The following is a 12,597-nucleotide window of genomic DNA, read 5'->3' as shown; positions in this document are numbered from 1 at the left end:
CTACGGCTCGAACTTGTAGCCGAGGCCGCGCACGGTGACGATGAACCGCGGCGCGGACGGCTCCGGCTCGACCTTCGAGCGCAGCCGCTTGACGTGCACGTCCAGCGTCTTGGTGTCGCCGACGTAGTCGGCGCCCCAGACCCGGTCGATGAGCTGCCCCCGGGTGAGCACCCGGCCGGCGTTGCGCAGCAGCAGCTCCAGCAGCTCGAACTCCTTCAGCGGCAGCTGGACCGCGGCGCCGTCGACGGTCACCACGTGCCGCTCGATGTCCATCCGGACCGGGCCGGCGGCCAGCGTCGGCGCGCCCGACTCGGTCACCTCGGGGCTCTGCCGGCGCAGCACCGCCCGGATCCGGGCCACCAGCTCCCGCGGCGAGTACGGCTTGGTGACGTAGTCGTCGGCCCCGATCTCCAGGCCGACCACCTTGTCGATCTCACTGTCCCGGGCGGTGACCATGATGATCGGTACGTGCGAGCGCTGCCGCAGTTGCCGGCAGACCTCCGTCCCGGACATCTCGGGGAGCATCAGGTCGAGCAGGACGATGTCCGCGCCGGTCCGGTCGAACTCGGTGAGGGCGGAGGGACCCGTCGCGGCGACGGACACCTCGAAACCCTCCTTGCGGAGCATGTACGACAGGGCGTCGGAGAACGACTCCTCGTCCTCGACCACCAGAACGCGGCTCAACGGTGCTTCCTCTCGTGCGGTCAGACCTGGCGGAGCTCGGCCGGGCCGGCCTCGATCCCAGCCGACGGCAGTATCGTCTCCAGGTCGGCCGGGGGGCTGGCCGGTAACCGGAGAGTGAACGTCGAGCCCCCTCCAAGAGTGCTCGCCACCTCCACCCGGCCGCCATGGTTGCTGGCGATGTGTTTGACGATGGCCAGGCCGAGGCCGGTGCCACCGGTGGAGCGGGAGCGGGCCTGGTCGGCCCGGTAGAACCGTTCGAAGATCCGGTCCACCTCGTTGGGGGCGATGCCGATGCCCTGGTCGGTGACGGCGATCTCGACGTGTTCCTCGTCGGCCCGGGTGGCGACCCGGACGGTGGTGCCCTCGCCCGAGTAGTTGATCGCGTTCTCCACCAGGTTGGCCACGGCGGTGGCGATCTGGGCGTCGCTGCCGTACACGGTCAGCCCCTTCTGGCCCTCGGTCACCACCTGGATCTGCCGGGCGGCGGCCGTGGTCCGGGTCCGGTCGAGCACCTCGGCGACCACCCAGTCGACCGCGACCGGCTCCGGCGCCGGTTGCGGCTCCGCTCCCTGCAGCCGGGTCAGCTCCAGCAACTCCTGCACCAGCCGGCCCAGCCGGGTCGACTCGTGCTGGATCCGTTCGGCGAAGCGGCGGGCGGCGACCAGGTCCTCGGAGAGGTCCGGCGCGGCCGCCCCGGCGGGTTCGGTGGCGTCGAGCAGCGCCTCGGCGAGCAGTTGCAGCGCCCCGATGGGGGTCTTCAGCTCGTGGCTGACGTTGGCGACGAAGTCCCGGCGGACCCGGGCCAGCCGGTGCGACTCGGTGACGTCGGCGGCCTCGATCGAGATGTAGCCGGCGCCGAGCCCCATCGCCCGCAGGTGCACCCCGAGCGGGTTCACGCCGGGGTTGTCGCGGCCGCGCGGCAGGTCCAGCTCGATCTCGCGCCGCACGCCGGTGCGGCGCACCTGCCCGGCGAGGGTACGGATCAACGGGTGAGCGGCGATGGAGCCGGGCGTGGGGCCGGTGCGGAGCAGGCCCATCGCCCGGGCGGCCGGGTTGACCAGCACCGGCACGTCGTCCGGGTCGAGCACGACCACGCCGGCGCGCAGTGAGTCGATCGTCTTGCGGCCGAGCCCGGTGAGGCCGCCCTGCTGATCGTCGGGAATCCCGAGCCTCCCTGAGCTCCAGCGGGAGCCACCGCTCCCCGACGACGCCGCCCGGCGCCGCCGCTCGCGGACGGGCCCGGACAGCAGCAGACCGGCGACCAGGCCGGTCGCCAGCGCCACGGCCACCACGACCGCCACCACCCATTCCACCCGGCGATCGTAGGGTCATTGTTAACCTGGCTATCGCCCATAACGGGACGAATCATCCTCACTTCCGCAGAAGTTCACTCCCGGGTCCCGCGTCGTTCACCGGAGTTCACCTAAGGTCCGCTCCCCCCGCCTACGGTTGGCGCGCACCCGCTCGACCCGAATGCCGGACGCCCCTGCGCGGGGCCGGCGGCACCGACCCCAGGAAGTGACGATGCGCGACGAGTTCCGGGCCGACCTGCAGATTGTCAGCCAGCTGCTGGTGGACATGGCGGAAGGGGTCCGCGCCGCGATGCGCCAGGCCACCCGCGGCCTGCTGACCGCCGACCGCGAGGCGTCCGAGGCCGTGATCGCGCGGGACGCCGAGATCGACGACCTCTACCGGCACGTCGAGGAGCGGGTCTGCGACCTGCTCGCCCGGCAGGCGCCGGTCGCCTCCGACCTGCGGGCCATGATCACCGCACTGCACGTCGCGGCGGACCTGGAGCGGATGGGCGACCTGGCCGACCACGTGGCCAAGACGGCGCTGCGCCGGCACCCGTCGCCGGCGGTGCCGGCCGAGCTGCGGCCGGTCTTCACCGACATGGCCGCCATCGCCGACCGGATGGCGGAGAAGATCGGCACGGTGCTGGCCAAGCCCGACGCCGACCTCGCCGCCGAGCTGGACCGCGACGACGACGCCATGGACGACCTGCACAAGAGCCTGTTCGGCGTGCTGCTCGGCGACGACTGGCCGTACGGGGTGGAGACGGCGATCGACGCCACCCTGCTCGGCCGCTTCTACGAGCGCTTCGCCGACCATGCGGTGAACGCCGGCGAGCACGTGGTCTACCTGATCACCGGCGAGTCCACGTCCGCGCCGAACTGACCGGGCACGACGAAGGCCCCCGGCGGACCGGGGGCCTTCGTCGTGGCGTCAGCGGCCCTGGTTGGCCACCGCCGCGGCGGCCTCCTTGGCGGCGGTCGGGTCGAGGTAGGTGCCGCCCAGGGTGTGCGGGCGCAACTGGGCGTCGAGGTCGTAGCGCAGCGGGATGCCGGTGGGAATGTTCAGCTTGGCGATCGCCTCGTCGCTGATCTGGTCGAGGTGCTTGACCAGGGCGCGCAGCGAGTTGCCGTGTGCGGCCACCAGCACCGTACGGCCGGCCAGGATGTCCGGCACGATCGAGTCGTACCAGTACGGCAGCATCCGCTCGACGACGTCCTTGAGGCACTCGGTGCGCGGCATCAGCTCGGACGGCAGCAGCGCGTAGCGCGCGTCGCCGACCTGCGAGAACTCGTCGTCGTCGGCGATCGGCGGCGGCGGCGTGTCGTACGACCGGCGCCAGAGCATGAACTGCTCCTCGCCGTACTCCTCCAGGGTCTGCTTCTTGTTCTTGCCCTGGAGGGCGCCGTAGTGCCGCTCGTTGAGCCGCCACGACCGACGCACCGCGATCCAGTGCCGGTCGGCGGCGTTGAGCGCCAGCTCGGCGGTGCGGATCGCGCGGCGCATCACGCTGGTGTGCACCACGTCGGGCAGCAGGCCGTGCTCGCGCAGCAGCTCGCCGCCGCGCCGCGCCTCGTTCTCGCCCTTCTCGGTCAGGTCGACGTCCACCCAGCCGGTGAAGAGGTTCTTGGCGTTCCAGTCACTCTCGCCGTGCCGCAGCAGGACCAGCGTCCCGACGGTGGGCCCCTCGCTCGCAGTCATGCCGATCATCCTGCCGCACCCCGCCGGTGGACACGCGGGTGGTGGCCGTGACGACCACCACGTGGAAAAACCGATGACCCGCGTTCCGCGCCAGCACTAGGTTGTAAGGCGCTTAGAACATGGCGGTCATTACCGAAGCGGGGGCGCGGGCGTGCGGACGGTGCGAAGTTGGTTCCGGGACACCACCGGAGGGCTGCCGAGGACCTTCTGGTACCTCTGGACCGGCACCCTGATCAACCGGCTCGGCTCGTTCGTCCTGGTCTTCCTCGCCATCTACCTCACCCAGGAACGCGGCTTCTCCCCCACCCAGGCCGGCCTGGTGCTGGGCCTGTGGGGCGTCGGCGGCGCGGTCGGCACCACCGTCGGCGGCACGCTCACCGACCGCTGGGGACGGCGGCCCACGCTGCTCACCGCGCACCTCGGCGCTGCCACCATGATGCTCGCGCTCGGCTTCGCCCGGCCGCTCTGGGCGGTGGCCACGGGCGCGCTGCTGCTCGGCATGTTCGCCGAGGCGGCCCGGCCGGCGTTCGGCGCCATGATGATCGACGTGGTGCCGGAGAAGGACCGGTTGCGCGCCTTCTCGCTGAACTACTGGGCGATCAACCTCGGCTTCGCCTGCGCCGCGGTGCTCGCCGGGTTCGCCGCCCAGGCCGGCTACCTGCTGCTCTTCATGGTCGACGCGGCCACCACCGTGGTCACCGCGCTGATCATCTTCACTCGGGTGAAGGAGACCCGCCGGGCCTCGGCCGCACCCGCCCGCCCCGGTGCGGTCGCCCCGGCCGGTGCGCTGCGCACCATCGCGACCGACCGGGTCTTCCTGGGCTTCGTGGTGCTGAACCTCTTCGGCGCGCTGGTCTTCCTCCAGCACATCTCGATGCTGCCGATCGCGATGGGCGACTCGGGCCTGAGCGCCGCCACGTACGGCTCGGTGATCGCGCTCAACGGTGTGCTGATCGTCGTCGGGCAGCTCTTCGTGCCCCGGCTGATCAGGGGGCGCAGCCGGTCGCACGTGCTCGCCCTGGCCTCGCTGGTGATGGGCGTCGGCTTCGGCCTGACCGCGTTCGCCGACGCCGCCTGGTTCTACGGCCTCACCGTGCTCATCTGGACCCTCGGCGAGATGCTCAACTCGCCGTCCAACGCCACCCTCATCGCCGAGCTCTCCCCCGACCGGCTGCGCGGCCGCTACCAGGGCGTCTTCTCGCTGTCCTGGCAGATCGCCGGTGCGGTCGCGCCGATCCTCGGCGGCCTGGTCCGGGAACGGGCCGGCAACACCGAACTCTGGCTCGGCTGCGCCGCCATCGGCGCGCTGATGGCGGTGGCCCACCTGGTCTCCGGGCCGGCCCGGGAGCGGCGGGCCGCCAAGCTCCGGCCGGCCACACAGCCGGTCACGCCGGTCACCGCCATCCGGCAGCCGGCCCCACAGGCGGCCGAGGCCGCCGCCACCGCCCCGGCCGAGCCGGTCGCGGCCCACACCCCTTCCTGAGTACGCCGACCGCCGGCACCCCGATTGGGCACGCGGACCGCCAGGCCGCTGCCGCCCTACCGACCGCCGCACCCGACAGGACGCGCGGACCAGCCAGGGCCGCCGCCGCACCCGACAGGAACGCGCGGACCGGCCAGGGCCGCCCTGCCGACCGCCCCACCCGACAGGACGCGCGGACCAGCCAGGGCCGCCCTGCCGACCGCCGGCACGACCGGACGCCCGGACCAGCCAGGGCCGCCCTGCCGACCGCCGGCACGACCGGACGCGCGGACCGGCCGCGGCCGCTACCGCCCGCCCGGCGGCCTGCCGGGCTCGGACGAGGCAGGGCGCCCTGCGGGCCCTGTCGAGCTGATGACGTGAACGAATCAAGCCCATCGGACCCGGAGCCTGAATCGTTGACGACATCAGCTCGACAGGACTCCGACCACCGTCCCGCCTCCGGCCCGCCCGAACCCACCGTGCGGTAACGCGGGACACCGCCGGCGGGCCGCGCTGGTGATCACCGACACGGTGGCGCGGTCGGGCGAGGCTGCATACGGTCGGGAACGTAAATGGTTAACAAGGTTTCTGGAGGACGGGTGCGCGGGTTGCGGCGCTGGTGGGACGGAACTGCCGGCGGTCTGCCCGCCACCTTCTGGTACCTCTGGGCGGGGCTGCTGGTCAACCGGGCCGGCGCCTTCGCGGTGCTCTTCCTGTCGCTCTACCTCACCGCGGCGCGCGGAGCCAGCGAGTCGCTGGCCGGCGCGGTGGTCGGTGCGTACGGAGCGGGCGGGGCGGTCGGGGTGCTGCTCGGCGGGGTGCTGGCGGACCGCTGGGGCCGGCGGGCCACCCTGCTCGCCGCGCACCTGGCGGCGGCGGGGCTGATGGTGGGGCTGGCGTTCAGCCGGCACCTCGCGGTGATCGCGGCGCTGGCCGCGCTGGTCGGGATCGCGCACTCGATGCCGAGCCCGGCCTTCGTCGCGGCGATCGTGGACGTGGTCCCCGAGCACCGCCGCTCCCGCGCGTTCAACCTCCAGTTCTGGGCGTTCAACCTCGGCATGGCGGTGGCCTCGCTGCTGGCCGGACTGCTGGCCGAGGCGAGCTTCCTCGCGCTCTTCCTGGTTGACGCCGCCGCCACCCTGGCCGCCGCCGCGCTGATCGCCTGGAAGGTCCCGGAGACCCTGCCCCGCCGCCGCAGCGGACCGGCGGGGAGCCGCCCGCACCAGGCCGGGACCGGACGGGCTGCCGGGGAGCCGGTAGCCACAGACGCCCCGACTGTCGGCGAGCCGGTGGCTGCTGGCGCCGGGCGGTCCCGGCCGCCGGGGCTGCACACCGCGCTGACCGACCGGACCTTCCTGGTCTTCGTCGGGCTCACCTTCGTGCTGGCCGTGCTCACCATGCAGACCTCGACGATCATGCCGCTGGCCATGCGCGCGGACGGCCTGAGCCCGTCGGCGTACGGGACGGTGGTGGCGTTGGGCGGCGCGCTGATCGTGGTGGGGCAGCTCTTCGTACCCGGGCTGATCGACCGGCGTCGGGCGCACCGGGTGCTGGCCCTCTCCACCGGCCTGCTTGCGGTGGGGTTCGGTGCGCTGGCCGTCGCCGACCAGCTCTGGGTCTACCTGGCCGCCGCGGTGGTCTGGACGGTCGGCTCGATGCTCGCCGCGCCGCCGAACGCGCAGATCAACGCCGACCTGGCCCCGCCCGAGCTGCGGGCGCGCTACCAGTCGGTGTTCTACCTGACCTTCCCGGCCGCGTCCTTCGTCGCGCCGACGCTGGGCGGGGTGAGCCTGCAGTACCTCGGGGAGCGGCACTGGCTGGTGGTGGCGGCCCTGGGTCTGCTCGCCGCGGGCGGGCACCTGCTGGCCGGGCCGAGCCGGGAGCGCCGGGTGGCGGCGCGGCGGGTGGCCGCACCGGCGCGCGCCTCGCAGCCGGTGGGCTGACGGCTCCAGGCCGGAGCACTGGAGCCGTCGGCGCCGGCACCTTGGCCGCAACGGCAGAAGGCCCACCACGACCGTGGTCGTGATGGGCATCCGCACCGCTTGCCCGGCGGCGGCGGGCGACACTCACCCCCGTAAGCGTCGCCCGCTCGCGCCGCCGGTTCCACGGGTGGCACCGTCCCCCAACGATGTGCTCCACCCGTTTCTTGCGCCTCACTCAGTGCTCGGATCTGATCGATCCGCCGCTCCCCCGAACGGTTCCGAGCGTGGCGCGGTGCAATAAAGTTAGTTCGCCCGGATTCCGGATTCAACCCGGATCGCTGTCTCGCCGGTCACAGCGCCGGCCTGGCGTCCGACGCCCCTGCTCCGGGCCTCGCAACGGTCAACACGGCATACCCGGCGACCATTCCCGTAAACACCTCAGGCGTCCTCCCGATCGGGTGACTCCGTCCGGAAGAAATTGCTCTGCCGACCGTCGCGCAGCTCCTCCTGGTAGATGAGGTTCAGCCGGCGGGTGTCGAAGGTCCGGAACCAGTCGTCCCAGCTGATCACCTGGACCCGACTGCTCTCCCGGTAGCCCGGGATCTCGAAGGTCAGCACCCCCGGCCGGCCCTCGCGCTCGGTGCCGGCGATGGTCGCCGGTTGGGCGCCACGGGCCCGCGCCCAGTTCTGGATCACCTCGTGGTTGCTGGTGACCAGGCTGCGGCCGGGGCGCTCGGGGCGGTCCGCCGGGGAGGAGATCACCTGCGACGACCGTACCGACCGGGAACTGGACCGGCCGGTCCGTACGCCGGTGGTCCGGGCCGTGGCGGCCGCGCCGACGGCGGCCGGCGGGGCAATGACCCGCTGGGCGGGCGCGGCCCCGGCCTTCGCCGGCGTGGCCTTCGCCCGAGCCCCGGCCTTCGCCGGCGCGGCCTTCCTCGCCGGTGCGGTCTTCTTCGCGGGCGCGGCCTTCGCGCGTGCGCCCGCCTTGGCCGGCGCGGCCTTCGCCCGGACGCCCGCCTTGGCCGGCGCGGCCTTCTTCGCCGGGGCCGCCTTGGCCCGGGCGCCGGCCTTTGCCGGGGCCGTCTTGGCGCGAGCGCCGGCCTTCGCCGGTGCGGTCTTCTTCGCCGGCGCGGCCTTCGCGCGAGCGCCCGCCTTCGCGGCTGCGGTCTTCTTCGCCGGCGCGGCCTTGGCGCGAGCGCCCGCCTTCGCGGGCGCGGCCTTGGCTCGGGCCGCCTTGGCCGGTGCCGCCTTCGCCCGGGCGGTCGTCGCCTTGCGGGCCGCCGGGGCGGCCTTGCGGGCCGGCGCCACCTTGCGGGCGGGGGCCGGCGCGGCCTTCGCCCGGGCGGTCGTGGTCTTCCGAGCGGTCGTCTTCTTCGCGGCGGCCTTCGTCGCGCCGGCCTTCTTGGCGGGCGCCCGGCCCGCCGGGCCGGTGGCGCGGCGGGCTGCGGCGCCGGGGCGACCCTCGGACCGCAGGGTCCGCGCGAGCGTCTTGACCAACTCGGGCTTGCGCAGAGCGGAGATGCCGGAGACACCGCGACGCCGCAACTGGCCCCGGATGTCGTCGACCCGCATCCGCGAGATCTCCGACTCCGAGATCCCCGGGGTGTTCGGCGTCTGGTTGCCCGCCTGCTGTTTCGTCCTGGTCGCAGTTCCGCCGCGACCTGAGCTGTTCCGCTGAGCCATCGCACGCTCCTCGACAGTCCGTCTCGGCCTGCGGCGGGTCCCGTTTCGCCGCACCGCAGCGGTGCGGCATACCCGTCAGGACCGGTCCGAACCTCCGGCGGACGGCTCGAAAAGGTGGGCGAAGGCGGCGAGGTTGGCGGTGGACTCGCCCCGCTTGACCCGCCACTCCCACTCCCGGCGGATCGAGCTGCCGAAGCCGATCTCCAGCATCGTGTCGAACGACTCGTCCGCGTAGGTGAGCACCGCGCCGAGCAGCCGGTCCAGCTCGTCGGCGTCGATCCCGGCCGGGTTGACCCGCCCGGTGAGGTAGACGTCGCCCACCGCGTCGATGGAGAACGAGACGCCGTACATTCGGGCGTTGCGCTGCAGCAGCCAGGCCCACAGCTCCTCGCGCCGCTCGTCGGGCTGGCGCATCACGAACGCCTCGACCCGCAGCGCGTGCTCACCGACGATCAGGTTGCAGACCGTCTTGAGCTTGTGCGTGCCGGGCAGGGTGACCGCGTAGGAACCCTCGCCGGTCGACTCCCAGTCCAGCTCACGGTCGGTGCAGACGGACTCGATCAGGGCGGCCAGGTCGCTCTTCGCGCTCATCGCACCCACTCTACGGGCGCCCGCCGGAACGCACCGGACGCGCGGGAGTGGCCGGAGTCACCAGGAACAGGACAGCGCCGGGTCTCCCGCGAGCTGGGCGGCCAGCCGTCCCCGGTGCTGGGCGATCGCCTCCCCGTAGACGGCGAGCAGGCCGGAAACGGTGCGCTGCCAGGAGAAGTTACGGGCGTGCCGGGCCGCACCCGCCGCGAGGTCGGCCCGCAGCGCCCGGTCGGGCAGCAGGCGGGCGAGCGTAGCGGCCCAGTCGGCCGGGTCGTGGCCGTCGACGAGCACCCCGCTGACCCCGTTCCGCACGGCGGTGACCAGACCACCGACGGCGGCCGCCACGACGGGCGTACCGCAGGCCTGGGCCTCCAGGGCGACCAGGCCGAACGACTCGTTGTACGAGGGCACCGCGACCAGGTCGGCGGCCCGGTAGAGGGAGGGCAGGTCCTCGCCGGTCTGCGGGGGCAGGAAGCGCACCCGGTCGGCGACACCGAGCGATCCGGCCAGCTCCATCAGCGAGGTGGGCCGGTCGAGCCCGCTCCCGCTCGGGCCGCCGCAGATCACCACGGTCAACTCCTCGGCGAGGGCCGGGGCGCACTCGCGCAGTGCGGCGACCGCGCGGACCAGCACGTCGGGCGCCTTGAGCGGCTGGATCCGGCCGACGAAGGCCACCACGTACCCGTCGGTGGGCAGGCCCAGCCGGCGGCGGGCGGCGCGGGTGGCCGCGACCCGGTCGCCGGGGGCGGGACGGAAGCGGTCGAGGTCGACGCCGGGCTCGACCACGGCGACCCGGGCCGGTTCGGCGTCGTAGCGGCCGATCAGGTCGGCCGCCTCCACCCGGGTGTTGGCCACCAGTCGGTCGGCCTCGGCGACCACCTGCTCCTCGCCGATCACCCGGGCCTTGGGCTCGGGGCGGTCACCGGCGGCGAGCTGGGCGTTCTTGACCTTCGCCAGGGTGTGCGCGGTGTGCACCAGCGGCACTCCCCAGCGTTCCTTGGCCAGCCAGCCGACCTGGCCGGAGAGCCAGTAGTGCGAGTGGATCAGGTCGTAGTGGCCGGGCGGGCGGGCCGCCTCGGCGCGCAGCACGCCGGCGGTGAAGGCGCAGAGCTGCCCGGGCAGCTCCTCCTTGGTCAGCCCCTCCAACGGCCCGGAGGTGACGTGCCGGACGTGCACGCCGGGCGCCATCTCGACCACCGGGGGCAGGTCACCGGAGGTGGCCCGGGTGAAGATCTCCACCTCGACGTCGGCCTCGGCGAGCCGCCGGGCGACCTCCAGGATGTAGACGTTCATCCCACCGGCGTCACCGGTGCCGGGCTGGTGCAACGGGGAGGTGTGCACCGACAGGGTGGCGATCCGCCGGGGGCGCGGCCACGGTCGGGCACCTCGCTGACGACCGACGCCGGTGTGCATTTCCGCCACTTCCGCTCCTTCTGTCACGGTTTATGCCGTCCCGCACGACCGGCGCTTCTCGGTCAACTCACGCGCCGGGTGTCATCTTCCCCATCGGGCTACGGAAATGCGCCCGCACTCTCCCCCGGCGTGATCCAGTTCATCGACGGCCCCCGCCCCGGCCGGTCCGCGGCGGAGGGGACAATGTCCGGATGACCTCTGTCGCGATCGTCACCGGGGCGTCCAGCGGGATCGGCGCGGCGACGGCCCGCCGGCTGGCCGCCGAGGGCTTCCACGTGCTGGCCGCCGCCCGGCGTACCGACCGGCTGGCCGAGCTCATCAAGGAGATCGAGGCGGCCGGCGGCGCGGCCACGGCGGTGGCCTGCGACGTCACCTCCGACGAGTCGGTGGCCGGGTTGGCCGCCGCGGCGCAGGCGGCACCCGGACCGGTCACCCTGCTGGTGAACAATGCCGGCGGAGCGCGCGGGCTGGACCCGGTGGAGTCCGGCGCGATCGGCGACTGGCAGTGGATGTACGACGTCAACGTGCTCGGCACGCTCCGGGTCACCCAGGCGCTGCTGCCCGCGCTGGAGGCGTCCGGCGCCGGCACCATCGTGATCGTCTCCTCCACCGCCGGCTTCACCGTGTACGAGGGCGGCGGCGGCTACGCCGCGGCCAAGCACGCGCAGACCGCGATCGCCGGGACGCTGCGGCTGGAGCTGTGCGGGCGACCGGTCCGGGTGATCGAGATCGACCCGGGCATGGTGCGGACCGACGAGTTCGGGCTGGTCCGCTTCGGCGGGGACGCCGACAAGGCCGCCGCCACGTACGCGGGGGTGCCCGAGCCGCTGGTCGCCGAGGACGTGGCCGACTGCATCGCCTGGTGCGCCACCCGCCCGCACCACGTCAACGTGGACCGGCTGGTGGTCCGCCCGCTGGCCCAGGCCGCCCAGCACAAGGTGCACCGGGTCGGGCAGTGAGCCGGGCCGGTCGCGGGTGAGGACCGGGCCGGTGCGGCCCCAGGGCGTGGTGACCCGGGGGACGACGAACCCCAACCGGCTGCGGCGGGTGGACAACTGGATCGTGGCCACCTGCGGCGACCGGCTCCGCGCCGCCGCCGACCCGCTGGTGGTGGACCTCGGCTACGGCGCCACCCCGGTCACCGCCGTGGAGCTGCGCGCCCGGCTGGCCACCGGGGTCCGCGCCGACGTGCGGGTGGTCGGGCTGGAGATCGATCCGGTACGCGTGGCCGCCGCCGCGCCCGCCGCCGACCCGCCCGGGTTGACCTTCGCCCGGGGCGGCTTCGAGCTGGCCGGCCTGCGTCCGGTCCTGGTGCGCGCGTTCAACGTCCTGCGCCAGTACGACGAGAGCGAGGTCGCCGCCGCCTGGCGTACGGTCACCGACCGGCTCGCCCCGGGCGGGGCGCTGGTCGAGGGGACCTGCGACGAGCTGGGCCGGCTGGGCAGCTGGGTACTGGTCGACGCGGCCGGCCCGCGCACGCTGACCCTGGCGGCCCGCCTGGCGACCCTGGAGACCCCGGCCCAGCTTGCCGAACGCCTGCCCAAGGCGCTGATCCACCGCAACGTCCCCGGCGAGCGGGTGCACGACCTGATCCGCGCCCTCGACGACGCCTGGCAGGCCGCCGCCGGCTACGCCCCGTTCGGCCCCCGCCAGCGCTGGCTCCGCGCGGTCGGCGCCCTCAAGCAGGCCGGCTGGCCGGTCCTCGACCGCCCGCACCGCTGGCGCCAGGGCGAACTCACCCTCCCCTGGCCCGCCGTCGCCCCCCGCTGACCCGCCCGCCGCCCGACCACCCCGCCCGCGCCCGCGCCCGGGCCCGCACCCGGGTGATCAAGAAGTTTTGGTCAG

10 protein-coding genes and 1 pseudogene are annotated in these 12,597 nt (G+C 73.9%); 5 read left to right on the top strand and 6 right to left on the bottom strand.

Annotation, left to right across the window (positions count from 1 at the left end):
• Together FHX75_RS19405 and FHX75_RS19400 are read right to left on the bottom strand one after the other, a co-directional pair.
• A complete protein-coding gene (locus tag FHX75_RS19405) occupies positions 1–684 on the bottom strand; it encodes a response regulator transcription factor (RefSeq protein ID WP_154941669.1) in 684 nt (227 codons plus the stop codon).
• Positions 685–704: 20 nt separating this feature from the next.
• Positions 705–1,976: a sensor histidine kinase gene (locus tag FHX75_RS19400; protein ID WP_211364530.1), complete on the bottom strand. Its 1,272-nt coding sequence runs from the start codon at positions 1,974–1,976 to the stop codon at positions 705–707.
• 232 nt (positions 1,977–2,208) lie between these two features.
• On the opposite strand from FHX75_RS19400, the gene phoU reads away from it, so the two are divergent.
• The gene (gene phoU, locus FHX75_RS19395) at positions 2,209–2,862 is read left to right on the top strand and encodes a phosphate signaling complex protein PhoU (protein WP_154941667.1); all 654 of its coding nucleotides are present in this window, start codon (positions 2,209–2,211) and stop codon (positions 2,860–2,862) included.
• 48 nt (positions 2,863–2,910) lie between these two features.
• Here phoU and FHX75_RS19390 read toward each other — a convergent pair whose 3' ends face one another.
• Complete coding sequence (locus tag FHX75_RS19390) at positions 2,911–3,678, bottom strand: phosphoglyceromutase (protein ID WP_154941665.1); 768 nt, start codon at positions 3,676–3,678, stop codon at positions 2,911–2,913.
• 151 nt (positions 3,679–3,829) lie between these two features.
• Here FHX75_RS19390 and FHX75_RS19385 point away from each other — a divergent pair, with 151 nt between their 5' ends.
• Positions 3,830–5,161: an MDR family MFS transporter gene (locus tag FHX75_RS19385; protein ID WP_154941663.1), complete on the top strand. Its 1,332-nt coding sequence runs from the start codon at positions 3,830–3,832 to the stop codon at positions 5,159–5,161.
• A gap of 578 nt (positions 5,162–5,739) precedes the next feature.
• Positions 5,740–7,083 carry an MFS transporter gene (locus tag FHX75_RS19380; protein WP_154941660.1) on the top strand — a complete coding sequence of 448 codons (1,344 nt, stop codon included), beginning with the start codon at positions 5,740–5,742 and terminating at the stop codon, positions 7,081–7,083.
• A gap of 417 nt (positions 7,084–7,500) precedes the next feature.
• On the opposite strand, the pseudogene FHX75_RS32265 reads toward FHX75_RS19380, so the two are convergent.
• From FHX75_RS32265 to mshA, 3 genes and pseudogenes are all read right to left on the bottom strand, one after another.
• A pseudogene (locus tag FHX75_RS32265) lies at positions 7,501–7,875 on the bottom strand (hypothetical protein); the annotation flags it as partial.
• Positions 7,876–8,823: 948 nt separating this feature from the next.
• Positions 8,824–9,339 (bottom strand): type III secretion system chaperone family protein, encoded by a 516-nt coding sequence (locus tag FHX75_RS19370; protein ID WP_154941658.1) that lies wholly within the window; start codon positions 9,337–9,339, stop codon positions 8,824–8,826.
• 57 nt (positions 9,340–9,396) lie between these two features.
• Positions 9,397–10,761, bottom strand: a complete 1,365-nt coding sequence (mshA, locus tag FHX75_RS19365) for a D-inositol-3-phosphate glycosyltransferase (RefSeq protein WP_154941656.1) — start codon at positions 10,759–10,761, stop codon at positions 9,397–9,399.
• A 182-nt stretch (positions 10,762–10,943) separates the two neighbouring features.
• On the opposite strand from mshA, the gene FHX75_RS19360 reads away from it, so the two are divergent.
• Together FHX75_RS19360 and FHX75_RS19355 are read left to right on the top strand one after the other, a co-directional pair.
• Positions 10,944–11,711, top strand: coding sequence for an SDR family NAD(P)-dependent oxidoreductase (locus FHX75_RS19360; protein ID WP_154941654.1), 768 nt, complete (start codon positions 10,944–10,946; stop codon positions 11,709–11,711).
• A gap of 31 nt (positions 11,712–11,742) precedes the next feature.
• A complete protein-coding gene (locus FHX75_RS19355; protein WP_154941652.1) occupies positions 11,743–12,522 on the top strand; it encodes a class I SAM-dependent methyltransferase in 780 nt (259 codons plus the stop codon).
• The last annotated feature ends 75 nt before the right edge of the window (positions 12,523–12,597 follow it).

The sequence above is a fragment of the Micromonospora palomenae genome (assembly GCF_007829925.1).
Taxonomy (GTDB): domain Bacteria; phylum Actinomycetota; class Actinomycetes; order Mycobacteriales; family Micromonosporaceae; genus Micromonospora; species Micromonospora purpureochromogenes.
The sequence above is the reverse complement of the archived record's forward strand: the minus strand, read 5'-3'. Positions and strand labels throughout refer to the sequence as shown.

Bases quoted from the DNA above. Each gene is read 5' to 3' on its own strand.
- phoU (WP_154941667.1), top strand. From the start codon at position 2,209: ATGCGCGACGAGTTCCGGGCCGACCTGCAGATTGTCAGCCAGCTGCTG.
- FHX75_RS19390 (WP_154941665.1), bottom strand. From the start codon at position 3,678: ATGACTGCGAGCGAGGGGCCCACCGTCGGGACGCTGGTCCTGCTGCGG.
- FHX75_RS19370 (WP_154941658.1), bottom strand. From the start codon at position 9,339: ATGAGCGCGAAGAGCGACCTGGCCGCCCTGATCGAGTCCGTCTGCACC.
- FHX75_RS19360 (WP_154941654.1), top strand. From the start codon at position 10,944: ATGACCTCTGTCGCGATCGTCACCGGGGCGTCCAGCGGGATCGGCGCG.